Below are 22616 nucleotides of genomic sequence, written 5' to 3' on the forward strand. Positions count from 1 at the left end.
ATCAGCCGCCGAGTGCCGCCTTCACCAGCGGCCCGGCCTTGGCCATGTCCAGGCTGGCGGCGTGCTTGGCGCGCAGCACGGCCATCACCTTGCCCATGTCCTTGATGTTCTGGGCGCCGGATTCGGCCACCGCATCCCGCACCGCTTCCTGCATCGCGGCCTCATCCATCTGCTGCGGCAGGAAGGATTCGATGATGGCGATCTCCGCCTCCTCCTTCTCCGCCAGCTCCGGGCGGTTGCCCTGGCGGTACATGGCGGCGCTCTCGGCGCGGGACTTCACCATGCCGCGCAGCATGGAGATGATCTGGTCGTCCGGCACCTTCTCCACGCCGGAGGGGCGGGCGGCGATGTCAGCGTCCTTCAGCTTGGCGGTGATCATGCGGAGGCCGGAGGTGCGGGCCGCATCCTTGGCCAGCATCGCGGTCTTCAGTTCAGCGGTAAAACGGGTGCGAAGATCATCGGCCATGAGGGTTCTCCTTGTCCGGATGCTGTAGCATGGGGCGGCGCCTGGGAAAAATCTTCCCGGCCGCGGATTATGCTTGGCTTGGGAAGAAAATTCCCACATAGCGAGGCCATGCGAACCGTCGAAGAGATCATCGCCCTGATGGGCGGGCCGGAGGCCGCGGCGCAGCGCCTCGGCATCGGCACCGAGGCCGTGCGGAAATGGCGCCAGTCGCGGGCGGTGCCATCCAAGCACTGGTCCGCCATCCTCGCCGCCACCGGCCTCAGCCTCACCGACCTGCCGCAAGGCGATAGCACCCCCCGCCCCGCCCCGCATCCGGAGAACCGCCCCGTGAGCCAGACGCAGACTGCCCAGACCCCTCCCCCAGGCGCCACTGCCGCCCTGGTGCTGGCCGATGGCAGCGTCTTCTGGGGCCGCGGCTTTGGCGCCCAGACCACCACCGTGGCGGAGATCTGCTTCAACACCTCGATGACCGGCTACCAGGAGGTGCTGACCGATCCCTCCTATGCCGGGCAGACCATCTGCTTCACCTTCCCGCATATCGGCAATGTCGGCGCCAATGCCGAGGATATCGAGGCGACCACCCCCGCCGCGCGCGGCCTGATCGTCAAGCAGGACCTGACCGAGCCATCCAACTACCGGGCCACGCGGCACCTGGATGATTGGCTGAAGTCGCATGGCGTGCCGGGCATCGCCGGCATCGACACACGCGCGCTGACGGTCCGCATCCGCGATGGCGGCGCCCCGAATGGCGTGCTGGCGCATCCGGCGGACGGGAAGTTCGATATCCCGGCGCTGGTGGCGCAGGCGAAGGCCTGGCCGGGGCTGGAGGGGATGGACCTGGCAAAGGAGGTCTCGACCCGGCAATCCTATAGCTGGGACGAGGCCGAATGGGCCTGGGGCCAGGGCTACGCCACCCAGACCGCGCCGAAGTACAAGGTGGTCGCGGTGGATTACGGCGCCAAGCGCAACATCCTGCGCTGCCTGGCGGCGGCCGGCTGCGCCGTGACGGTGGTGCCGGCGACCGCCACGGCAGAAGACATCCTGGCCCACAAGCCGGATGGCGTCTTCCTGTCCAATGGCCCGGGCGACCCGGCGGCAACGGGTGCCTATGCGGTGCCGGCCATCCAGGGCGTGCTGGACACCGGCCTGCCCGTCTTCGGCATCTGCCTAGGCCACCAGCTCCTGGCGCTCGCCCTGGGCGCCAAGACCTACAAGCTCGATCGCGGCCATCGCGGCGCCAACCAGCCGGTGAAGGAACTGGCGACGGGCAAGGTGGAGATCACCAGCCAGAACCACGGCTTCGCGGTAGATGATGCGAGCCTGCCGGATGGCGTGACGGTGACGCATCGCAGCCTGTTCGACGGCAGCAACGAGGGCATCGCCAGCAGCACGAAGCCGGCGTTCTCGGTGCAGTACCACCCGGAGGCGAGCCCGGGGCCGACGGACAGCCATCATCTGTTCCGGCGCTTCGTGGGGATGATCGAGACCAGCAAGGCGGTTGACCAGTGCAATGGTAGCGCATGCTTGTAACGGTTAAGCTCGGGGCACACGCAGGATAGGCCGAGCACCCACGATGGCTACGTATAGAGAAATGGCGGATGCTGCCCGGGATGAGGAACGAATTTTCAAGATAATTTTCTCCCATTTCCACAATCAGCCCGAAGCATTCTTCGTTGTGCGCGCAAGAATTCATGAACAACGACTAGCAGAGCTAAACGATAAACCCATTCCCGCCGCCTTTGCATCAACCTTAATTCGAACTATTGATCGAGTCATAGGAAAACTTCATGATAAGAAACTGGTCACTTTTGATCGTGACGGCGATATCATCTTATCTCCTGAAGGCTTTTTTGCTGGGGAACAATTTTTTCTGCTGCCAGATGGTGCGGATACGCTTGAGGCAGATCTTCAAATTCCGGCATCCGATAGAGTCGTTCGTCTTACCGATAATTCGGCTGTTCGGGATGAGGCGACCAATGCCCTCGATGAGGTGCTAGAGAAACTGCAGACGCGCCCAAATGATCTACCGCTGAATTCCGAGGAAACATCGGTCTCTAGCGCTGAGATCAGTAGCCTCTTAACCCGCATTAAAACGGGCTTTATTAGAATCGGCGAATTACGCCTTTTTATCGGCGCTGGCGGTCTGCTGACTTGGCTACTTCTGAAACTGGGGCCTCATGCGCTGGCCGTATACGTCGAGCGCGCAATCGTAGCAGTCGAGACACTCGTGAAGTCACTAATGTAATAGCATGCCCTCCCTCGACACCCTGCTGATCTTCGCCGCACTCTCGCTCGGCCTCGCTGTCACGCCGGGGCCGAACATGCTGTACCTGATCTCGCGGTCGCTCGCGCAGGGCACCGGGGCGGGCATGGTTTCGCTGGTCGGCTGCCAGTTCGGCTCCTTCACCATCATGGTCTGCGCCGCCGCCGGCATCACCGCGGCGCTGCTGGCGGTGCCCTATGCCTGGGACGTGCTGCGGCTCGGCGGGGCGGCGTACCTGCTCTATCTCGCCTGGCAGAGCGTGCGGCCCGGCGGGCAGCCTATCTTTGCCGCCCGGCCGATGCCGCGCGAACCGCGCGCGCGGCTGTTCTGGGTCGGCTTCGCCACCGCGGCGCTGAACCCGAAGGTGGCGCTGTTCTACATGGCCGTGCTGCCGCCCTTCCTCGATCCAGCTCGAGGAAATCTGTTCCTGCAGGCCGCGATCCTCGGCTTCGTGCAGATCGCCATCTGCATGGCCTGGGACGCGGTGCTGGTCTGGGGCGCGGCGGGCGCGGCGCGCTTCCTCGGCGCCAACCCGACCTGGATGGCGGTGCAGCGCTGGGTGCTCGGCGGCGCGCTGGCATTGCTGGCGGTGAAGCTCGCCACGGAAAGCCGCGCCACATGATGCCCTTTGCCTTCGGGCTGTTCGCCCTGGCCTATTCGGGCCTGATCCTTTTCACCGTCGCATCCTCGCTGCGGCGGCTGATGTCACCGATGCGGGCGGCGCTCGGCGCCTTCGCGCTGTCCGTGGTGCTGCATGGCGCGACGACATTGATGCTGGGGGAGGAAGCACCCCTCGCCCTGTATTTCTGGGGCATCCCCCACCTGCTGATCCTGCCGCTGCTGCTGCTGAGCGCGCGGCGCCAATCCAACTCGACCGGAGCCTGACATGCCGAAGCGCACCGACATCAAATCCATCCTGATCATCGGCGCCGGCCCGATCGTCATCGGCCAGGCCTGCGAGTTCGACTATTCCGGCGCCCAGGCCTGCAAGGCACTGCGATCCGAAGGCTATCGGGTGATCCTGGTGAACTCCAACCCCGCCACGATCATGACCGATCCGGGCCTGGCGGATGCCACCTATATCGAGCCGATCACGGTGGAGATGGTCGAGAAGATCATCGCCAAGGAACGCCCGGACGCGCTGCTGCCCACCATGGGCGGCCAGACCGCGCTGAACACCGCGCTGAAGCTGGATGCCGCGGGCGTGCTGAAGAAGTACGGCTGCGAGCTGATCGGCGCCAAGGCGGATGTCATCGACAAGGCCGAGGACCGGCTGAAGTTCCGCGATGCCATGTCCAAGATCGGCATCGAGAGCCCGAAATCCGCCATCGCCCATTCGATGGAGGAAGCCCGCAAGGGCCTCGAGGAAGTCGGCCTGCCCTGCGTCATCCGGCCGAGCTTCACCCTCGGCGGCACCGGTGGCGGCATCGCCTACAACCGCGAGGAATTCGAGCAGATCGTCGCCGCCGGCCTGTCCGCCTCCATGACCACCGAGGTGCTGGTCGAGGAAAGCGTGCTGGGCTGGAAGGAGTATGAGATGGAGGTGGTCCGCGACAGCGCGGACAACTGCATCATCATCTGCTCCATCGAGAACCTGGACCAGATGGGCGTGCATACCGGCGACTCTGTGACCATCGCCCCGGCGCTGACGCTGACGGACAAGGAATACCAGCGGATGCGCGATGCCAGCATCGCGTGCCTGCGGGAGATCGGCGTCGATACCGGTGGCTCCAACGTGCAGTTCGGCATCAACCCCGTCGATGGCCGCATGGTGGTCATCGAGATGAATCCACGCGTCTCGCGTTCCTCCGCGCTGGCGTCGAAGGCCACCGGCTTCCCGATCGCCAAGATCGCCGCGAAGCTGGCGGTCGGCTACACGCTGGACGAGCTGAAGAACGACATCACCATGGTGACGCCGGCCAGCTTCGAGCCGACGATCGACTATGTCGTGGTGAAGATCCCGCGCTTCACCTTTGAAAAATTCCCCGGCACGCCGGCGACGCTGACCACCAGCATGAAGTCGGTCGGCGAGACCATGGCCATCGGCCGCAGCTTTGCCGAGGCGCTCCAAAAAGGCCTGCGCGGGCTGGAGACAGGCTTCACGGGCCTCGATGAGATCGAGGTTCCCGGCGATGGCAGCCACGCCGCCATCCGCACCTCGCTGGCCACGCCTAAGCCGGACCGTGCGCTGGTGGTGGCGCAGGCGCTGCGCGCCGGCATGTCCGTGGAGGAGATCCACGAGGCCTGCCGCTTCGACCCGTGGTTCATCCGCGAGATCGAGAAGATCGTGCAGGCCGAGCAGAAGGTGAAGGCCGAGGGCCTGCCGAAGACCGCCGACGGTTTTCGCGCGCTGAAGGCGCTCGGCTTCGCCGATACGCGCCTGGCGAAGCTGACGGGCAAGACGGAAGCGCAGGTCTTCGCGGCGCGCGACGCGCTGGGCGTGCATGCCGTGTTCAAGCGCATCGACACCTGCGCGGCGGAATTCGCCTCCGACACGCCCTATATGTACTCGACCTATGAGGGCGGCTTCGGCGCGCCGTCCTGCGAATCCCGCCCGACAGATCGGAAAAAGATCATCATCCTCGGCGGCGGTCCCAACCGGATCGGCCAGGGCATCGAGTTCGACTATTGCTGCGTCCATGCCTGCTACGCGCTGCGCGATGCCGGCTACGAGACCATCATGGTCAACTGCAACCCCGAGACGGTCAGCACGGACTACGACACTTCCGACCGCCTGTATTTCGAGCCGCTGACGGCTGAGGACGTACTGGCGATCTGCCGCAAGGAACAGGAATCCGGCGAGCTTCTGGGCTGCATCGTCCAGTATGGCGGGCAGACGCCCCTGAAGCTGTCGCAGGCGCTGCACAAGGCGGGCATCCCGATCCTCGGCACCTCCGCGGAGGCCATCGACATCGCCGAGGACCGCGAGCGCTTCCAGCTGCTGCTGAAGTCGCTCGGCCTGAAGCAGCCGCAGAACGGCATTTCCCGGACCCTGGACGAAGCCTTGGTCGAGGCCGAGCGCATCGGCTACCCGGTCGTGGTGCGCCCCTCCTACGTGCTGGGCGGCCGCGCCATGGAAATTGCCTACAACAAGGAACAGCTCCGCCGCTTCGGCGCGGAGGCCGTGAAGGTTTCCGGCGACAACCCGATCCTGATCGACCAGTACCTGGCCGATGCGATCGAGGTCGATGTGGACTGCATCGCGGATGAGACGGGCGATGTCTATGTCGCCGGCGTCATGGAGCATATCGAGGAAGCCGGCATCCATTCCGGCGACAGCGCCTGCTCCCTGCCGCCCTATTCCCTGCCGCCCGCCATCATCACGGAGCTGAAGGCGGAGACGGAGGCGATGGCCAAGGCCCTGAAGGTCAAGGGCCTGATGAACGTGCAATACGCGGTCAAGGACGGCGAGATCTTCGTGCTCGAGGTCAATCCCCGCGCCAGCCGCACCGTGCCCTTCGTCGCCAAGGCCACCGGCATCGCCGTCGCCAAGATCGGCGCCTTGGTCATGGCCGGCGCGCATCTGAAGACCTTCGGGCTCGACGATACCGCCATCTCCCGCCACGTCGCGGTCAAGGAAGCGGTCTTCCCGTTCAACCGCTTCCCGAATGTGGATGTCATCCTCGGCCCGGAGATGAAATCGACCGGCGAGGTGATGGGCCTCGACCTGTCCTTCGAGAAGGCCTTCCTGAAATCCCAGATGGGCGCCGGGGTGAAGCTGCCGGAAGCGGGTACGGCTTTTCTCTCGGTCAAGGATGGCGACAAGGCCGGCGCCGTCACCCTGGCGCGGCGGCTGATCGAGATGGGTTTCAAGATCCTCGCCACCCGCGGCACCGCCGCCAGGCTGCGCGATGTCGGGCTGGACTGCACGGTGATCAACAAGGTTGCCGAAGGGCGGCCACATTGCGTGGATGCCATCAAGTCGGATGCGATCCAGCTGGTGATCAACACGGCCAGCGGCGGGCAGTCCGTCAGTGACAGCTTCGATATCCGCCGCAGCGCCCTGACGCACGGCGTCCCGCACTACACGACGCTCGCCGGCGCACGGGCCGCCGTTCACGCCATCGCGGCCTTGAAGGGTGGAACCCTTGATGTAACGCCGCTCCAGGCCTATTTTACGCGCTCATTCTGAGCGGGCGGGGAAGGGGCAGCACCCCTTTCCCGCCTCGCCTGTTTCAGCGCGCCCCGCGATCCGCTTGCAAAAACCCAGCCCCATCCGGGACACTGGGCCAAAGGCAGGACCGGGCGCGGGATGCCCGGAGGAAGGACGCGACGTGCAGAAGTTCCCCATGACCGCGGAAGGCCTGGCTCGACTGACGGAGGAGCTGCGTGAGCTCAAGGTCGAGGAACGACCTGCCGTGATCCGCGCCATCGCGGAAGCCCGCGCGCATGGCGACCTGTCCGAAAACGCCGAATACCACGCGGCCCGGGAACGCCAATCCTTCATCGAGGGCCGCATCGCGGAGCTGGAATCCGTCATCCCCTCCGTCGAGGTCATCGATTCCACCAGCTTCAGCGGCAACAAGGTGCTGTTCGGCGCCCATGTCACCGTGGTGGATGAGGAGACGGAGCAGGAGAAGACCTACCGGATCGTCGGCCAGTACGAAGCCGACATGAAGAATGGGTCGATCTCCAACTCCTCCCCGCTCGCCAAGGCGCTGATCGGCAAGAAGGTCGGCGACAGCGTCGAGGTTCCGGCCCCGGGCGGCGCCAAGGTGTATGAGATCGCCGGCGTCCGCTTCGTCTGATCATGTCACCGCTCGAAAGCCTGCGGGCGATGGATGCGCCTTCCATCACGCTCGCGGATGTGCGCGCCGCCGCCACCCGCATCCGCGGCGCCGTGCTGCGGACGCCGACGATCTATTCGGATGCGCTGTCGCGGGCGACCGGGGCGCGGGTCCACCTCAAGCTGGATAACCTCCAGGCCACCGGTGCCTTCAAGGAACGCGGCGCCGCCAACCGCATCGCCCTGCTGACGGCGCGGGAGCGGGAGGCAGGCGTCATCGCCATGTCCGCCGGCAACCACGCCCAGGCCGTGGCGCGCCATGCATCCCTGGCAGGCATCGCCGCCACAATCGTCATGCCGCGCTTCACCCCGGCCACCAAGGTGACGCGCACCGAGGGCTGGGGCGCCCGCGTGGTGCTGCATGGGGAAACCCTGGCGGAAGCCGCGGCGCATGCACATGAACTGGCGCTCCGGCACGGGCTGACCTTCGTCCACCCCTATGACGACGTCGCCGTCATCGCCGGCCAGGGCACCGCCGCGCTTGAGATGCTGGAGGATTTCCCCGAGCTCGACACGCTGATCGTCCCGGTCGGCGGCGGCGGACTGCTGACCGGCTGCGCCGCCGCCGCGCGCGAACTCAAGCCCGGCATCACCGTGGTCGGCGTGGAGGTCGAGGGCTACCCGGCCATGCACCAGCGCCTGGCCGGCCTGCCCGTTTCCGTCGGCGGCCCGACGGTGGCGGAGGGCATCGCCGTGCGCGATGTCGGCGAAGTGCCCTTCGCCTGGCTGCAGCGGATGGGGATCGAGGTCCTGCTGGCCCCCGAACGCAGCGTCGAACAGGCCATCGCCCTGCTGGCCGAGGGCGCCAAGGTAGTCGCGGAAGGCGCCGGCGCCGCCGGCCTCGCCGCGCTGCTGGCGCATCCCGAGCGTTTCGCGGGCCAGAACATCGGCATCCCGATCTGCGGCGGCAACATCGATGCGCGCGCCCTGTCCAACGTGCTGCTGCGCCAGCTACTGCGCGATGGCCGCATCCTGCGCCTGCATTTCGATATCCCGGACCGCCCCGGCATGCTGGCCGACATCGCCGCCCGGATCTCGGCGCTCGGCGGCAACGTCATCGAGGTCAACCACCAGCAGCTTTTCGGCGCCCCCACCGTGCAGAGCACCGAGCTGTACCTGATGGTGGAGGTCCGCGACGGCACCCAGGGCAACGCCATCATCGCCGCTCTGCAGGCCGCCGACTACGTGGTGCGGCGCGGCTAGCGACTTACGGCGCCGCCCCGTGCAGCGCCGTACGCAGCGGGCCAAGCTCCGGCAGGTCGTGATCCGCCGGCCATAGCGCCACCCGCACCCCCTGCCCGCCCGCGGACATCGACCCGGCATAGCCGATGCCATAGGGCCGGACGGACAGGATGAATTCGCCACCCGGAGGCGCCGGCGGGCTGAAGGTCAGCCGCAGCAGCCCATCCTCCGCCAGCGTGCCGGTCTGCAGCGGCCCCGTCTCCCCGGCACGCTGCGCGCCGAGCAGGGCGGCGCGGGTGGTCCAGCTGCCGGTCACCGGCCCGTTCGCCGTACGCGCCAATTGCAGCCCGAGCATCGGCACGGGCGATTGCGGCACGTTGTGCGGCGTGATCAGGAAGACCTGCCAGGGGCCGGTCAGCGTCGCGCCATGGCGCTCCTCCGCCACCGGCACGGCCGGGATGGTGAAGCTGGCCGGGCCGCCGGGGGCGATGGTGACCTCCGCCTCGAACACCACCTCGCCGGGCGCGGTGGCGGTCACCCGGTAGCGGCCGGGCAGGAAGCGGCCACGCCCCTGCACGCTGGCCTCCTGCGGCGCCCAGGCCTCGGGCGGCAGGTCGGCATCGAGCGGCACGGCGGACCAGGTGACCGGGCCGGGCGGCACGCCATCCGGCAGGCGGAAGGTCGCCTCGACTTCCGGCATGGCGTCCTGGGCGGGCGCGGCGCGGGTGGCGGCGGCAGCCCGGGCGGCGAGTGCCGCGACGCGCGTGGTGTCCGCATCGGCAAAGGGCACGCCGACGCCGAAGCGGCGCGCGAACATCACCTCGGTCCGGCGGGCGTTGATGTAGCGCACCTCGTATTCGCCGGGCTCGGCCGGCACGCGCAGGCCGCGGCGGCCGTTGCTGGCCATCGCGAAGGCCCAGCTCGGGCCGTACTGGTCCGGCGGATCGCCGGGCCTTGCGATCACAACCCGTTCCTGCAGCCGGTTCGGGCCGCGGAACTGGAACACCACGCGGCTGCCCGGTTCGACCGAGCCGACCGGCTCGAAGCCCATATTCGGCGCCACCACCTCCACCGCCTGGCGGGCGATGACCGTGCCGCGCGCGGTGCGGATGATCAGGTCATATGTGCCGGGCTCAGAAGGTGCCTGGCGCCCGGCCGGGTTGTTCGGCCGCTGGCCGGTGCCGCCGATCACGCCGTAGCCGGGGCCCGTCGCGCCCCGCGCGGCGCCGCGCGGTACGAAGCCCATGTAATCCACATGCCGCGCTTCGCCTCGCCAGCGGATCCGGTAGGTGAAGCCGGCCTCGGCCTTGTCCTCGATGTCAAAGGCCGCCTCGCGCGCGGGCTCAGGGCTTGGCGGCGCCACGGCCGGGGCGGGGACGGTGGCGCTGACCTCGCGCAGGGCCGCGGCCAGCTCGGCGCCGGAATTGGTCTCGAACAGCCGGCCGCCGGTCTGTTCGGTGATGCAGGACAGCGCCTGCACCTCCGTCCGGCTCAGGCCGAAGCCCACCACATGGGCGCGGATCTTGATGCCCTCCGCGGCGAATTGCGCGGCGAGCGCGCAGGGGTCGCCGTCGCAGGTCTCCAGGCCATCGGTCACCAGGATGATGTCCGCCGCCTCCGCCGTATCCGGCACCTGGGCGCGACCCTGGCGCAGGCTTTCGATCAGCGGCGTCATGCCGCGCGGCACCAGGCGGCGCAGCCGGTCGGCCAGCGCGGCACCCGGGGCGCGGCCCATCGGCGCGATCACCTCGATATCCCGGCAATCGCCGCGCCGGTTGTGGCCATAGGCGAGCACGGCGAGCGGCGTCGCCGCATCCCGGCTGGTGAAATACTGCCCCACCACGTCGCGGGCCACCTCGATCCGGGTGCGCGCGCCCTCGACCCGGTTCCACATGGAGCCGGAGGCATCGAAGACCAGCACGCCCACCCGTTCCGCCGCGGCCGGGGCGGCGGCGAGGCAGAGCAGCGCCAGGGTACTGGCGAAGGGGCGTGGCGGTCGCAATGGCATCGGGCGTGTCCTCCGGTGTGGTCCCGCCGCGGCCGCATGACAGCCGCGTGAACGGCCATCCGGCTTGGCCTGACCGGTTGGCACCCGAGATGAACGCTACGGTAAGGTTATGGCTAGCTACGGAAAACCATGGGGAGACCGGCACGCATGCTCGACCTGGAGGCCCTGCCGGACCTGCTGCGCACGCCGGATGACGCGGAGGCGTGGACGCGCTTCGGGGGCTTTCTCGGCGATCATGGGCTGGACCGCCTGATCCTGTATGACCTCGGCGCCCCCTCCCCCGGCCTGTGGACGACCTTCGCGCCGGATTGGCTGCGGCACTACCAGGCGCGGGGCTATGCCGCGATCGACCCGTTCTTCGAGCATTGCCTGGATCCCGCCGCCTCCGTCGCCACCGGCGCGGCGCATCTCGACCGGCTGGGCCATCTGGCGCCGCGGCAGCAGGACCTGATCGCGGAGGCGGGCGAGGCGGGGTTCCGCGCCGGCTTCTCCCTGGTGCTGGCACCGCGCGGCGGCATGGCGTGGAACATCGGCAGCGGATTGCGCCCGCGGGAGCTGGCGGCACTGCGCCGCGCCATGGGGCCGCGCCTGCCGCTCGCGCTGCGGCTGATGCAAGCCCGGCTGCGCAAGCCCCCGGCGCTGTCGGAGCGGGAGGCGGAGGCCCTGGAATGGCTGGCCGCCGGGCTGCGGACGAAGGAGATCGCGCACCGCATGGGCATCGCCCCGGTCACCGTGGAGCTGCACCTGAAATCGGCCCGGCGGCGCCTGGGCGCCCGCACCCGGGACCAGGCGCTGCTGCAGGCGGCGCTGCGGGGCGCCATTCGCCTCAGCGTGGATTGACGCGGCTGGTCCAGGGCTGTGGCTGGTAGTCCGGCAGGATGCGGCATTCCCCCGTCGCCGGGCCGGCCAACGTGTCGCAGCGGCCACGCAGATCGGCCGGGGTCGGCCGCCGGCGCCGCTCCGCCCAGTCGCGCAGCGCGGCGGCGGCGGCGGCGTAGATCGGGCCAGAGAGCTTGGAATGCTCCATCTCCTCGGTGAAGACCTGCACCAGCAGGTGACCGGTGCCGGCGCGGGCCAGGGTCTCGCGGTAGGCGGCCTGGTGCTCGACGAAGACCGTCATGTCCTCCACCCCATGCAGCGTCAGCACGGGAATGGCGATGCGCCCGGTCGGGTCGCCATCCTCCGCCAGCCGCGCGGCGGCGTCCGGATCCGGCCTGATGCGAGGGATGCGGGCGTTGAGGCCCGCATCATCCGACGTGCCGGCATAGCGGACATGGGCGTTCCCGAAGGCGCTGCGGCCCTCCATCATCTGCCAGGCGATGTCGGCGAACTGGGTGGTGGCCCAGGCCAGGTGCCCGGGGATGGCCCATTCGGGAATCCGGCTGGCGGCGGACAGGTCGGCCAGCGCCCGGCGCTGCGCCGGGCTGCGCGCTTCCGCCGCCAGGTCGGCGCCGGTGCAGGCCAGGTAGCGGGCCATCAGTTCCTCCCGCGCCATCTGCGCGCCGCGCGGCAGGCCGAGCGTCACCGGGTATTGCGCCTCATCCGGCCGTGGATGGGTGCCGCAGATCGCCTGGTAGGCTGCGCGCAGATCCACCCGCATGTCATAGGCGCGACTCGGTCCGGCCAGCACGCCGGAGGTCAGCAGCGCCGCCTGGAATGGGCGACGCCCCTCCGCATCGGGCTCGTTCAGCGTCTCGATCGCCTTGGCCGCGACGGCCGCGCCCCAGGATTGCCCATGCAGCAGGCTGAAGCGCACCGGGCCGAGATGCTGTTCGGCGATGCGGCGAACCGCCAGCGTATCCTCGGCCGCGCGGCCGATGCCGAAGCCGGCGCGGCGGCGGCTGGTGGAGGCCCAGGCCCAGCCGGCGCGCAGGAATTCCGCGTAGCGCAGCAGGTCCTCATCGGTGGTGTCGGGGCCGGGGGCGGCCATGCGCGGGCCGCCGAAGATGTGGGTGACCAGCCCGCCATGCCAGTCCGGTGGGCGGGCCAGCAGCAGCCAGGCGCCATTGGCATCGCGGCCGCGCAGGCACCGGGTTCCCTCCACCAGCCCGGGTGGGCAGGCGGCCGGGGCGGGCGGCTCGCTGGCCGGGGCCGGGCCGATGAAGGCGACCGCAAGGGCGGCGAGGCCGATGGCGCGCAACAGGCGCCCCCAGCCAGCCGATCTCACGCCGGCATCCCCAAGCCGCGGATTCTCAAGCCGGCACGCCCTCCACCGGCACGCCGCTGGCGTCCTTGGTGGTGCGGATGGTCTGCAGGGTCTGCACGCGCAGCACGTTCGGCGCATCCGTCAGCTTGGCGGTCAGCGCATTCTCATGCGCCGTGTCGCGCGCCACCAGGCGCAGCATGAAGTCGCCGCCGCCGCGGATCATGTGGCATTCGCGCACCTCCGGCCATTCGCAGACCATTGCCTCGAAGGCGGACAGCACGGTCTGCTTCTGGGTCTCCAGCCCCACCAGGGCGAAGAAGGTGATCTCCCACCCCAGCACCTGCGGGTCGAGATCGGCATGGTAGCCGCGGATCACGCCCTGTTCCTCCAGCCGCCGCACGCGGCGCAGGCAGGGCGGGGCGGAAAGGCCGACGCGGCGGGCGAGTTCCACATTGGTCATCCGGCCATCGGCCTGGAGTTCCGCCAGGATCTGGCGGTCCACCTCGTCGATATCCGGCGGAAGGGCGTCCGTCATCTAGTCTGTCATGTCCCGGGCTGGGGTTCGGACGCAATATCCTTTCGACCTGTGCGATCTACAAGACGCAGACCGCCATTTCCTGCGTAACCGCGCCGGAGGCGGCCTTGCGGGTTGAGCATCGGCCCCGCGCAGCCGATATGAAGCCCTGCGACCAGCCCCTCCCCCTCCCCTGCCGGAATCGATGCCGCCGTGTCCCAGACCCAACGCACCCGCCTGCTGATCCTCGGCGCCGGCCCCGCCGGCTACACCGCCGCGATCTATGCCGCCCGCGCCGGGCTGAAGCCGCTGGTGGTGGCCGGGCTGCAGCCGGGTGGGCAGCTCACCATCACGACGGAGGTGGAGAATTTCCCGGGCTTCGCCGAGCCGATCCAGGGCCCGTGGCTGATGGAGCAGATGCAGGCCCAGGCGGCGCATGTCGGCGCGCAGGTGATCCAGGACGTGATCACGCAGGTCGATCTCGGCCGCCGGCCCTTCCTGTGCACCGGCGATTCCGGCGTGGTGTATGAGGCGGAGTCGCTGGTCATCGCCACCGGCGCGCAGGCCCGCTGGCTCGGCATTCCCGGGGAGAAGGAACTGTCCGGCTTCGGCGTCTCCGCCTGCGCCACCTGCGACGGCTTCTTCTACCGCGGCAAGGACGTGGCCGTGGTCGGCGGCGGCAATTCCGCGACGGAGGAGGCGCTGTACCTGTCCAACCTGGCGCGCCACGTCACGCTGATCCACCGGCGCGACAGCCTGCGGTCGGAGAAGATCCTGCAGCACCGGCTGTTCGAGCGGCCCAACGTCTCCGTCATCTGGGACACCGCGGTGGACTCCGTGCTGGCCGATTCCAGCGGCCGGGTGGCGGTGGCGCGCGGGCTGGCGCTGCGCAACCTGAAGACCGGCGCGACCAGCGAATTGCCGGTGCATGGCCTGTTCGTGGCGATCGGGCACGACCCGGCGACCGCACTGTTCAAGGGCCAGCTGGGCATGGATGCGGAGGGCTATATCCGCACCACCCCCGGCACCACCCAGACCAGCATTCCCGGCGTCTTCGCCGCGGGCGACGTGCAGGACAAGATCTACCGCCAGGCGGTCACCGCCGCCGGCACCGGCTGCATGGCGGCGCTGGAGGCGGAGAAATTCCTTGCCCACCTGCCGGCGGTGGAGACCGAGGCGGCCTGAAACCGGACACCGGTTCGGGATTTCTAATGCTAGCTTCATCAATGTCCGGGAAAAAAGCGCCCGGTTAGCAACTGGCATGCTACTCAAATCATGTCCGTACATGTCAGTTTGCGGGCAACAGGAACAGGGAATCGGGCGCAGGCATGCCGTTGGATTGGGACAAGCTGCGCGTATTCCACGCCGTCGCCGAAGCGGGGTCTTTCACCCATGCCGGGGAGACGCTGAATCTTTCCCAATCCGCCGTCTCGCGCCAGATCCAGGCGCTGGAGGAGGCGCTGCAGGTTCCGCTGTTCCACCGCCACGCCCGCGGCCTGATCCTGACCGAGCAGGGGGAGACGCTGAACCGCGCGGTGCGGGAGGTGTTCGCCAAGCTGGCGATGACGGAAGCCCTGCTCACCGAAAGCCGGGAACGCCCGACCGGACGGCTCAAGGTCACCACAACCACCGGATTCGGCAGCGTCTGGCTGGCACCACGGCTGCGCCGCTTCATGGCGCTGCACCCGGATGTCACGCTGACCGTGGTGCTGGACGATGCCGATCTCGACCTCGCGATGCGGGAGGCCGATGTGGCGATCCGCCTGCACCCGCCGCGGCAGCCGGACCTCATCCAGCGCAACCTCGGCACCTTCGGCTGGCGCGTCTGCGGCGCGCCGGACTACCTGAAGACCGCCGGCATGCCGATGCGGGCCGAGGATCTCGATGCCCACCGGATGATCGTCTATGGCGATTACCGCCCACCGGTCGAATCGGTGAACTGGCTGCAGGAAGCCGGACGCCGGCCCGGTTCCACCCGCCGCGCGGTGCTGGAGATGAACAGCCTGCCGGGCATCCTGGCTGCCGTCCGCAGCGGACTCGGCATCGCCGCCCTGCCCGACTACATGGGCGAGGAGCTGGACGGGCTGGTGCAGGTGCTGCCCGACCTCAAGGCGCCGCGGATCGAGGCGTATTTCGTCTATCCCGAAGAACTGCGCCATTCGAAGCGCGTGGCGGTCTTCCGCGACTTCCTGGTGGCGGAGCTGGCGATGCCCGGCCGGTTGCAGGCGACCGGCTGACCCACAACCCCGGATGGAGTGATCTCCGAATTCGCACGCTTCGATGAGCTACGTGAATAACGAGGTTGTATTTTCCCTCCATGCATCAGGCGCATGGCCGATCATCCTAATTCGCCCATCCATCATGATGCAGCGCACACTATGTAGGGGGTGTCCCGGCGGCGACGCCGGGTCAGGGTCATTCGAGGCGAGCCTCGAACCCCTTCGTCTCCCAGACGTGAAGCCTCCCTGTTTGACTTAGGCCGCTGCCCCAACGGGTTGGCGGCCTTTTTTTTGGCCCACCCTCCGCCCAGGGTGATTCACTGGCATTTGAACGCAAGAGGCATGCGTCAGGGTATCGGTCGGGCCACGGCAGCCTAGCCTGATCCCGCCGCGCCCGAATCGGGTGCCGTGTGAAGATCCGGGGTCCCGCATGTGCGTCATCTGTGAGGGCATCGGCCTTCGGAACACGGAGGCTGCGTCCCTGCACGCCAGCCTTTCCCTGCCCACCGCCGATGCTGCCGGCAGCCCCACGCGGTCCTGGGACTTCACGACCTATACGGGCGACGCAACCCTCGATTCGCTGCTGGCCGGCACGGCCTGGTCCGGCCCGCGCCTGGCCTACGCCCTGCCGGACCCCGAATCCTGGGGCGATGCCTTTCCGATCGCCAGGGCGGACCAGGCCGTTGCGCCGACCGATGCGCTGGGCCGCGCGCTGGACCTGATCCTGGCCGGCAGCACGGATGTGCCGGGCGGTCCGCAGCAGCGCCTCACCTCCCTGGCCAGCTTCACCGGCCTGACGCTGGAGCGGACCGAGGATGCGGCGGAGGCGACCATCCGCTTCGGCGTGGCGGCGAAGCTGACGGGCGTCTTCGGCCTCGCCGCCTTCCCCGGCATTCCGCAATTCCAGCCGGAGATCGCCGCGGGGCTGGCCCCCGGCATGCGCGGCGGCGACACCTGGCTGTCCCTCGTGGAGTTCGCCGCGGGGCCGGGCGGGCTGCTGGACCCGACGCCTGGCAGCGTCGCCTGGCATGTGATCCAGCATGAGCTGGGCCACGCGCTCGGCCTGTCCCACCCGCATTCGGAGGCCGGCGACCCCGGCTCCTCCCGCCAGCCCATGCCGCTGGAGCGGGACGGGATCGAGTTCACCAACATGGCCTACCGGATGCATCCCGGCGGCACCGAGGACGACCAGCCGGTGCGCGGCAGCCACGACCTGCCGCAGACCTGGATGACCTATGACATCCGCGCCCTGCAGCATCTGTACGGCGCCAATTACGAGACCCATTCCGGCGATACCACCTACCGCTTCGACCCGCTGACCGGCGAGGTCTTCGTCGATGGGGTGGGCCAGGGCGCGCCGCTGGCCAACCGAATCCTGCTGACCATCTGGGATGGCGGCGGCCGCGATACCTATGATCTTGCGGCCTATGGCACCGGCCTGCGCATCGACCTGACGCCGGGCGAGGGCTCCGTGCTGTCGGCCGGGCAGCTTGCGGACCTCACTCCCGCCAATGACCCCGCTCCGCCCCGCAGCGTCCTGGCGCAGCGCAATCTCTACAATGCCTTCCTGCATGAGGATGACCCCCGCGCGCTGATCGAGGACGTCATCGGCGGCAGCGGCGACGACCGCATGCTGGGCAACCGCGCCGCCAACCACCTGCGCGGCGGCGATGGCCGGGACACGCTGCTGGGGCAGGAAGGCGCGGACACGCTGGATGGCGGCGCGGCGGCGGACAGCCTGGTGGGTGGCACCGGCAACGACACCTACCTGATCGACACCGCCGGCGACCGGGTCCTGGAACTGGCGGGCGAAGGCACCGACACCGCCATCGCCGCGGTCGGCTGGCGGCTGCCGGAGGGGCTGGAGACCTTGCTGCTGGCGGAGGCCGCCGGCGCCGCGCATGGCCATGGCAACGCAAGCGACAACCGCATCCTCGGCAACGGCTTCGCCAATTTCCTCACCGGCGGCGACGGCAACGACAACCTCTCGGGCGGCGGCGGCGATGACCGGCTGGATGGCAATGCCGGCGCCGACTTCCTGATCGGCGGCGCGGGCGACGACCGGCTTTATGGCGGCGATGGCGATGACCGCCTGGATGGCGGCACCGGCCGGGACCGCATGTTCGGCGGCGCCGGCGACGACGCCTACCTCGTGGACGACCCCGGCGACCGCCTGCTGGAGCGGGAGGGCGAGGGTGAGGACCTGGTCCTCGCCGGCATCGATTTCCGTCTCGTGCCTTACATTGAGGGCCTCAGCCTGACCGGCCAGGCGCGGCGCGGGGTGGGCAATGCGCAGGACAACGAGATCGGCGGCAATCTGCTGGATAATCGGCTGTCCGGGCTCGAGGGCGATGATGAGTTGAACGGCCTGGCCGGCAACGACACGCTGCTGGGCGGTACGGGCGACGACACGCTGAAGGGCGAGTCCGGCGACGACCGGCTAATGGGCGAGGCGGGCGACGATGCGCTTTCCGGCGGCGCCGGCAACGACACGCTGCTCGGCGGGGCGGGCGCCGACACCTTCGGCTTCTCCCAGGCCAGCACCGGGCGCAGCCTGATCAGCGATTTCGACGTGGTGGAGGATTGGCTGAACCTCGACGGCCTGTTCGCCGATGCCACCGCGGCGCTGGCGGCGCTGCTGGACCAGGGGCGGCACACGCTGCTGGTGCTGGGCAATGGCGGCGACGTGCTGCTGCGGAACGTCGCGCTGGCCGAGATGACGGAGGATCGCTTCCGCTTCGAGACGGAGGCGGCGCCGGAGATGTCGCAGGCGGTCTGGACCGCCTGAGCCGGTTCAATCCCCGCGCAGCGCCGCGCCGGCAGCCAGCGGCGCCAGCGGCGCGGCCAGGGCCAGCAGGGCGGCCAGCAGCAGCAGATAGGGCCGCGGGGTCAGCCCGGCGGCCGCGGCCTCGATCGCCGCGGCGCCGAAGATCACCGCGGGAATCGACAGCGGCAGCACCAGCAGCGGCAGCAGCACGCCGCCACGCCGCGCCCCCAACGTCAGCGCCGCGCCGGCCGTGCCGAACAGGGACAGCACGCCGGTGGCCAGGCCGAGTGCCAGCATCGCCGCCCCCCAGGCCTCCACCGGCAGGTTCAGCATGGCCGCCGCGACCGGGGTGGCGGCCAGCAGCGGCAGGCCGGTGACCACCCAATGGCCCAGCGCCTTGGCCGCCGCCAGCGCCGCGGGCGGCAGGCCGGACAGCAGAAGCTGGTCCAGCGAGCCATCCTCCGCCTCCGCCCCGAACAGCCGGTCCAGCGGCAGCAGCGCGGCCAGCAGCGCCGCCGCCAGCAGCGCGCCGGGGGCGATGCGGGACAGGATCTCGGGCGATGGGCCGATGCCGAAAGGGAACAGCGCGCAGACCAGCACGAAGAACAGCACGGCGGCCAGGCTGTCCGCCGGATGCCGCAGCGCCAGCCGGATTTCCCGCCCCAGCACGGCGCCGAAGCCCCTCACAGCGTCAGCTCCCGCGCGCCAGGCAAGGGCAGCGGCAGGTGGGTGGCGGCGATCACGGCGCCGCCGGCGGCCCGGTGGGCGGCGAGCAGGCCGCCGAGCCGGGTGACGGAGGCCGCATCCAGCCCCACCGTCGGCTCATCCAGCAGCCAAAGCGGCGCCGGCGCCAGCGCCAGCCGGGCCAGCGCCAGCCGCCGCTTCTGGCCGGAGGACAGCATCCGCGCCGGCAACTCCGCCAGATCGGCCAGGCCCACGCTGCCCAGCGCGGCGGCGACGTCGCCGCCCCAGAGGCGGGCATAGAAGGAAAGATTCTCCCGCGCCGTCAGGCTCGGCTTCAGCGCATCCTGGTGGCTGAGGTAGCGCAGCCGGCCGGCATGTGCGACGCGATCGGCCAGCGCATCCTCGCTTTGCCACAGCAACTGGCCCTCGGCGGCCGGGATCAGGCCGGCCAGCAGGCGCAGCAGGCTGGATTTGCCGGCGCCGTTGGCGCCGAGCAGCAGCAGTGCGCCACCCGCCTCCAGGCTGAAGGACAATCCGGCAAAGATCGCGCGGTCGCCCCGCCAGCAGGCCAGTTCGCGCGCTTCAAGCACCCTGTTCTCCCCAACCCCACCCGCGCACGAAAACAACCCGGAAGGCCGGCTGGCCGACCTGATCCGGACGGCGCACCCCCGCGCCGCGCCATACAACCCTGCGTCACGCCACCCATAACGGCCTGTAGCGGATGGACCGCTCCGGGTCGCTGTGGTTTAAGCCGCCTGCTGCGGTCGCGAAAGCGGCACGGCGGAACCGCGCCAGGCTTGGCGGAGGCGCCCCGCTTCCGGGGTGGCACCCAACCCGGCGCCACGCGAACGGGGACCCCGGACCATGCGGATGATCGGGCAGGACAGCCTGAAGACCCGCCGTACCCTCAAGGTGGACGGCAAGGACTATCATTATTTCAGCCTGCCCGAGGCTGCCGCCGCCATCGGCGATCCCAGCCGGCTGCCGGTCAGCCTGAAGGTGCTGCTGGAGAACGTCCTGCGCTTCGAGGATGGCCGCAGCTACACGGTGGACGACGCCAAGGCCGTGGTTGCCTGGCTCGAGAAGGGCTCCTCCACCAAGGAAGTGCCGTTCCGCCCCGCCCGCATCCTGCTGCAGGATTTCACCGGCGTTCCGGCCGTGGTCGACCTGGCCGCGATGCGCGATGCGCTGTCCAAGCTGGGCGGCGATCCGAAGAAGGTGAACCCGCTGGTTCCGGTCGACCTCGTGATCGACCACTCGGTGATGGTGGACTTCTCCGGCACGGCCAACGCGCTGCAGAAGAACGTCGATGTGGAGTTCGAGCGCAACGGCGAGCGTTATGAATTCCTGCGCTGGGGCCAGTCCGCCTTCGCGAATTTCCGCGTCGTGCCGCCCGGCACCGGCATCTGCCACCAGGTGAACCTGGAATACCTGGCGCAGGTTGCCTGGACCGCGCAGGACGGCCCGGACACCTATGTGTTCCCGGATAGCTGCTACGGCACGGACAGCCACACCACCATGGTGAACGGCCTGGGCGTGCTCGGCTGGGGCGTCGGCGGGATCGAGGCCGAGGCCGCGATGCTCGGCCAGCCCATCGCCATGCTGATCCCGGACGTCATCGGTTTTCGGCTCGTCGGCAAGGTCCGTGAGGGCGTTACCGCCACCGATATGGTCCTCACGGTCACGCAGATGCTCCGCAAGAAGGGCGTCGTCGGCAAGTTCGTCGAATTCTACGGCCCGGGCCTGGAGGACATGGCGCTCGCCGACCGTGCCACCATCGGCAACATGGCCCCCGAATACGGTGCGACCTGCGGCTTCTTCCCGGTGGACCAGACCACCATCGACTACCTGCGCCTGTCCGGCCGCGACGAGCACCGCATCAAGCTGACCGAGGCCTATGCCAAGGCGCAGGGCCTGTGGCGCGATGCCTCCACGCCGGACCCGGTGTTCACCGACACGATGGAACTCGACCTGTCGACGGTCGAGCCCTCGATGGCCGGCCCGAAGCGGCCGCAGGACCGCGTGCCGCTGACCCAGGTCTCCACCAGCTTCGGCAAGGACCTGGCTGCCGGCACCATGGGCGTGCCGGGCGACAAGGCCGATCTGCGCGTGCCGGTTTCCGGCAAGAACTACGATCTCGGCCATGGTGACGTGGTGATCGCGGCGATCACCTCCTGCACCAACACCTCCAACCCCTATGTCATGGTCGCGGCGGGCCTGGTGGCGCGCAAGGCGCGGGCGCTCGGCCTGAAGCCGAAGGCCTGGGTGAAGACCTCGCTGGCCCCCGGGTCCCAGGTCGTCACCGAATACCTCGACAAGGCCGGGCTGACGGCGGACCTGGATGCGCTCGGCTTCCAGACCGTCGGCTATGGCTGCACCACCTGCATCGGAAATTCCGGCCCGCTGGAAGACCCGATCCTGGAGGCGATCGAGGACAACAAGCTGGTCGTCTCCAGCGTCCTCTCCGGCAACCGCAACTTCGAGGGCCGCGTCCACGCCAACGTCCGCGCCAACTACCTGGCCTCGCCGCCGCTGGTGGTCGCCTATGCGCTGGCCGGCACGGTGAAGCTGAACCTGACCACGGACCCGATCGGCACCGGCAGCAACGGCCAGCCGGTCTTCCTGAAGGACATCTGGCCGAGCCAGAAGGAAGTGAACGACACCGTCCACTCCGCCGTCTCCCGCGAGATGTTCATGCAGCGCTACGGTGACGTGTTCAAGGGACCGGCGCAGTGGCAGGCGATCCGCGTCGATACGGACAGCGACACCTATCGCTGGAATGGCGGCTCCACCTACGTGCAGAACCCGCCCTACTTCACCGGCATGACGATGGAGATCCCGGCGATCCCGCCGATCACCGGGGCGCGCGTGCTGGCCGAGTTGGCGGACAGCATCACCACCGACCACATCTCCCCGGCCGGTGCCATCAAGAAGGCGTCCCCGGCGGGTGACTACCTGCTGGAACACCAGGTTCGCCAGCACGACTTCAACAGCTACGGCGCCCGCCGCGGCAACCATGAAGTCATGATGCGCGGCACCTTCGCCAATACCCGCATCCGCAACGAGCTGGTGCCGGGCATCGAGGGTGGCATGACCAAGCACCACCCCTCGGGCGAAATCCTGCCGATCTACGACGCCGCCATGAAGTACAAGGCGGAGGGCGTGCCGCTGGTGATCTTCGGCGGCAAGGAATACGGCACCGGCTCCTCCCGCGACTGGGCGGCCAAGGGCACCTTCCTGCTCGGCGTGAAGGCCGTGATCACCGAGAGCTTCGAGCGCATCCATCGCTCGAACCTGGTCGGCATGGGCGTGCTGCCGCTGGTCTTCCAGAATGGCGAGGACCGCAAGTCGCTCGGCATCACCGGCGCCGAGACCATCGACCTGATCGGGCTGGAGGATCTGAAGGCCCGCATGCAGGTGGGCATGGTGATCCATCGCCCGGATGGCACGACGCACCAGACCAGCCTGCTCTGCCGCGTCGATACGGCGGATGAGGTCGAGTACTACAAGAACGGCGGCATCCTGAACTACGTGCTGCGCGGGATGGCGAAGGCGGCCTGATCGGGCCTTCGCCGGAACAG

The 22616-nt window shown here is 69.0% G+C and carries 18 protein-coding genes; 12 read left to right on the top strand and 6 right to left on the bottom strand.

The features are described 5' to 3' along the window. Nucleotide 1 precedes the first annotated feature (1 nt). Complete coding sequence (locus HB662_RS01605) at nt 2-466, bottom strand: GatB/YqeY domain-containing protein (protein ID WP_168046460.1); 465 nt, start codon at nt 464-466, stop codon at nt 2-4. Between the two features lie 108 nt (nt 467-574). Here HB662_RS01605 and carA point away from each other — a divergent pair, with 108 nt between their 5' ends. From carA to HB662_RS01640, 7 genes are all read left to right on the top strand, one after another. Beyond that, a complete protein-coding gene (carA, locus tag HB662_RS01610) occupies nt 575-1996 on the top strand; it encodes a glutamine-hydrolyzing carbamoyl-phosphate synthase small subunit (RefSeq protein ID WP_168046462.1) in 1422 nt (473 codons plus the stop codon). 61 nt (nt 1997-2057) lie between these two features. Then, nucleotides 2058-2711: a hypothetical protein gene (locus tag HB662_RS01615; RefSeq protein ID WP_168046464.1), complete on the top strand. Its 654-nt coding sequence runs from the start codon at nt 2058-2060 to the stop codon at nt 2709-2711. Between the two features lie 4 nt (nt 2712-2715). Next, nucleotides 2716-3351: a LysE family translocator gene (locus tag HB662_RS01620; protein ID WP_168046466.1), complete on the top strand. Its 636-nt coding sequence runs from the start codon at nt 2716-2718 to the stop codon at nt 3349-3351. Beyond that, nucleotides 3348-3614 carry a hypothetical protein gene (locus HB662_RS01625; protein WP_168046468.1) on the top strand — a complete coding sequence of 89 codons (267 nt, stop codon included), beginning with the start codon at nt 3348-3350 and terminating at the stop codon, nt 3612-3614. The genes HB662_RS01620 and HB662_RS01625 overlap by 4 nt, the downstream gene beginning before the upstream one ends. A gap of 1 nt (nt 3615) precedes the next feature. Further along, nucleotides 3616-6861, top strand: coding sequence for a carbamoyl-phosphate synthase large subunit (gene carB / locus HB662_RS01630; protein ID WP_168046470.1), 3246 nt, complete (start codon nt 3616-3618; stop codon nt 6859-6861). Nucleotides 6862-7003: 142 nt separating this feature from the next. After that, nucleotides 7004-7477, top strand: a complete 474-nt coding sequence (gene greA / locus HB662_RS01635; RefSeq protein WP_168046472.1) for a transcription elongation factor GreA — start codon at nt 7004-7006, stop codon at nt 7475-7477. Between the two features lie 2 nt (nt 7478-7479). Then, nucleotides 7480-8718: a threonine ammonia-lyase gene (locus tag HB662_RS01640; RefSeq protein ID WP_245185374.1), complete on the top strand. Its 1239-nt coding sequence runs from the start codon at nt 7480-7482 to the stop codon at nt 8716-8718. 4 nt (nt 8719-8722) lie between these two features. Here the strand turns inward: HB662_RS01640 and HB662_RS28740 are convergent, their stop codons facing one another. Next, a complete protein-coding gene (locus tag HB662_RS28740) occupies nt 8723-10705 on the bottom strand; it encodes a vWA domain-containing protein (RefSeq protein WP_209443060.1) in 1983 nt (660 codons plus the stop codon). A gap of 147 nt (nt 10706-10852) precedes the next feature. Between HB662_RS28740 and HB662_RS01650 the strand changes: the two genes are divergently transcribed. Next, entirely contained in the window at nt 10853-11545 is a 693-nt protein-coding gene (locus tag HB662_RS01650) for a helix-turn-helix transcriptional regulator (RefSeq protein ID WP_168046474.1), read from the top strand. Here the strand turns inward: HB662_RS01650 and HB662_RS01655 are convergent. Both HB662_RS01655 and HB662_RS01660 read right to left on the bottom strand, forming a co-directional pair. Further along, a complete protein-coding gene (locus HB662_RS01655; protein WP_168046476.1) occupies nt 11532-12872 on the bottom strand; it encodes a hypothetical protein in 1341 nt (446 codons plus the stop codon). The genes HB662_RS01650 and HB662_RS01655 overlap by 14 nt on opposite strands. Nucleotides 12873-12897: 25 nt before the next feature. Further along, nucleotides 12898-13386, bottom strand: coding sequence for an Lrp/AsnC family transcriptional regulator (locus HB662_RS01660; RefSeq protein ID WP_168046478.1), 489 nt, complete (start codon nt 13384-13386; stop codon nt 12898-12900). 192 nt (nt 13387-13578) lie between these two features. Here HB662_RS01660 and trxB point away from each other — a divergent pair, with 192 nt between their 5' ends. The 3 genes from trxB (at nt 13579) to HB662_RS01675 (ending at nt 18372) form a co-directional block, all read left to right on the top strand. Continuing rightward, the gene (gene trxB, locus HB662_RS01665; RefSeq protein WP_168046480.1) at nt 13579-14550 is read left to right on the top strand and encodes a thioredoxin-disulfide reductase; all 972 of its coding nucleotides are present in this window, start codon (nt 13579-13581) and stop codon (nt 14548-14550) included. A 143-nt stretch (nt 14551-14693) separates the two neighbouring features. Further along, a complete protein-coding gene (locus HB662_RS01670) occupies nt 14694-15602 on the top strand; it encodes a LysR family transcriptional regulator (RefSeq protein WP_171970199.1) in 909 nt (302 codons plus the stop codon). A gap of 412 nt (nt 15603-16014) precedes the next feature. Further along, entirely contained in the window at nt 16015-18372 is a 2358-nt protein-coding gene (locus tag HB662_RS01675) for a M10 family metallopeptidase C-terminal domain-containing protein (protein WP_168046482.1), read from the top strand. A gap of 6 nt (nt 18373-18378) precedes the next feature. Here the strand turns inward: HB662_RS01675 and ccmB are convergent, their stop codons facing one another. Further along, entirely contained in the window at nt 18379-19038 is a 660-nt protein-coding gene (ccmB, locus tag HB662_RS01680; RefSeq protein ID WP_168046484.1) for a heme exporter protein CcmB, read from the bottom strand. Further along, nucleotides 19035-19625, bottom strand: a complete 591-nt coding sequence (gene ccmA, locus HB662_RS01685; protein ID WP_168046486.1) for a heme ABC exporter ATP-binding protein CcmA — start codon at nt 19623-19625, stop codon at nt 19035-19037. The genes ccmB and ccmA overlap by 4 nt, the downstream gene beginning before the upstream one ends. A gap of 274 nt (nt 19626-19899) precedes the next feature. On the opposite strand from ccmA, the gene acnA reads away from it, so the two are divergent. Then, the gene (gene acnA, locus HB662_RS01690; RefSeq protein ID WP_168046488.1) at nt 19900-22596 is read left to right on the top strand and encodes an aconitate hydratase AcnA; all 2697 of its coding nucleotides are present in this window, start codon (nt 19900-19902) and stop codon (nt 22594-22596) included. The last annotated feature ends 20 nt before the right edge of the window (nt 22597-22616 follow it).

The sequence above is a fragment of the Falsiroseomonas frigidaquae genome, from assembly GCF_012163145.1.
GTDB lineage: Bacteria > Pseudomonadota > Alphaproteobacteria > Acetobacterales > Acetobacteraceae > Falsiroseomonas > Falsiroseomonas frigidaquae.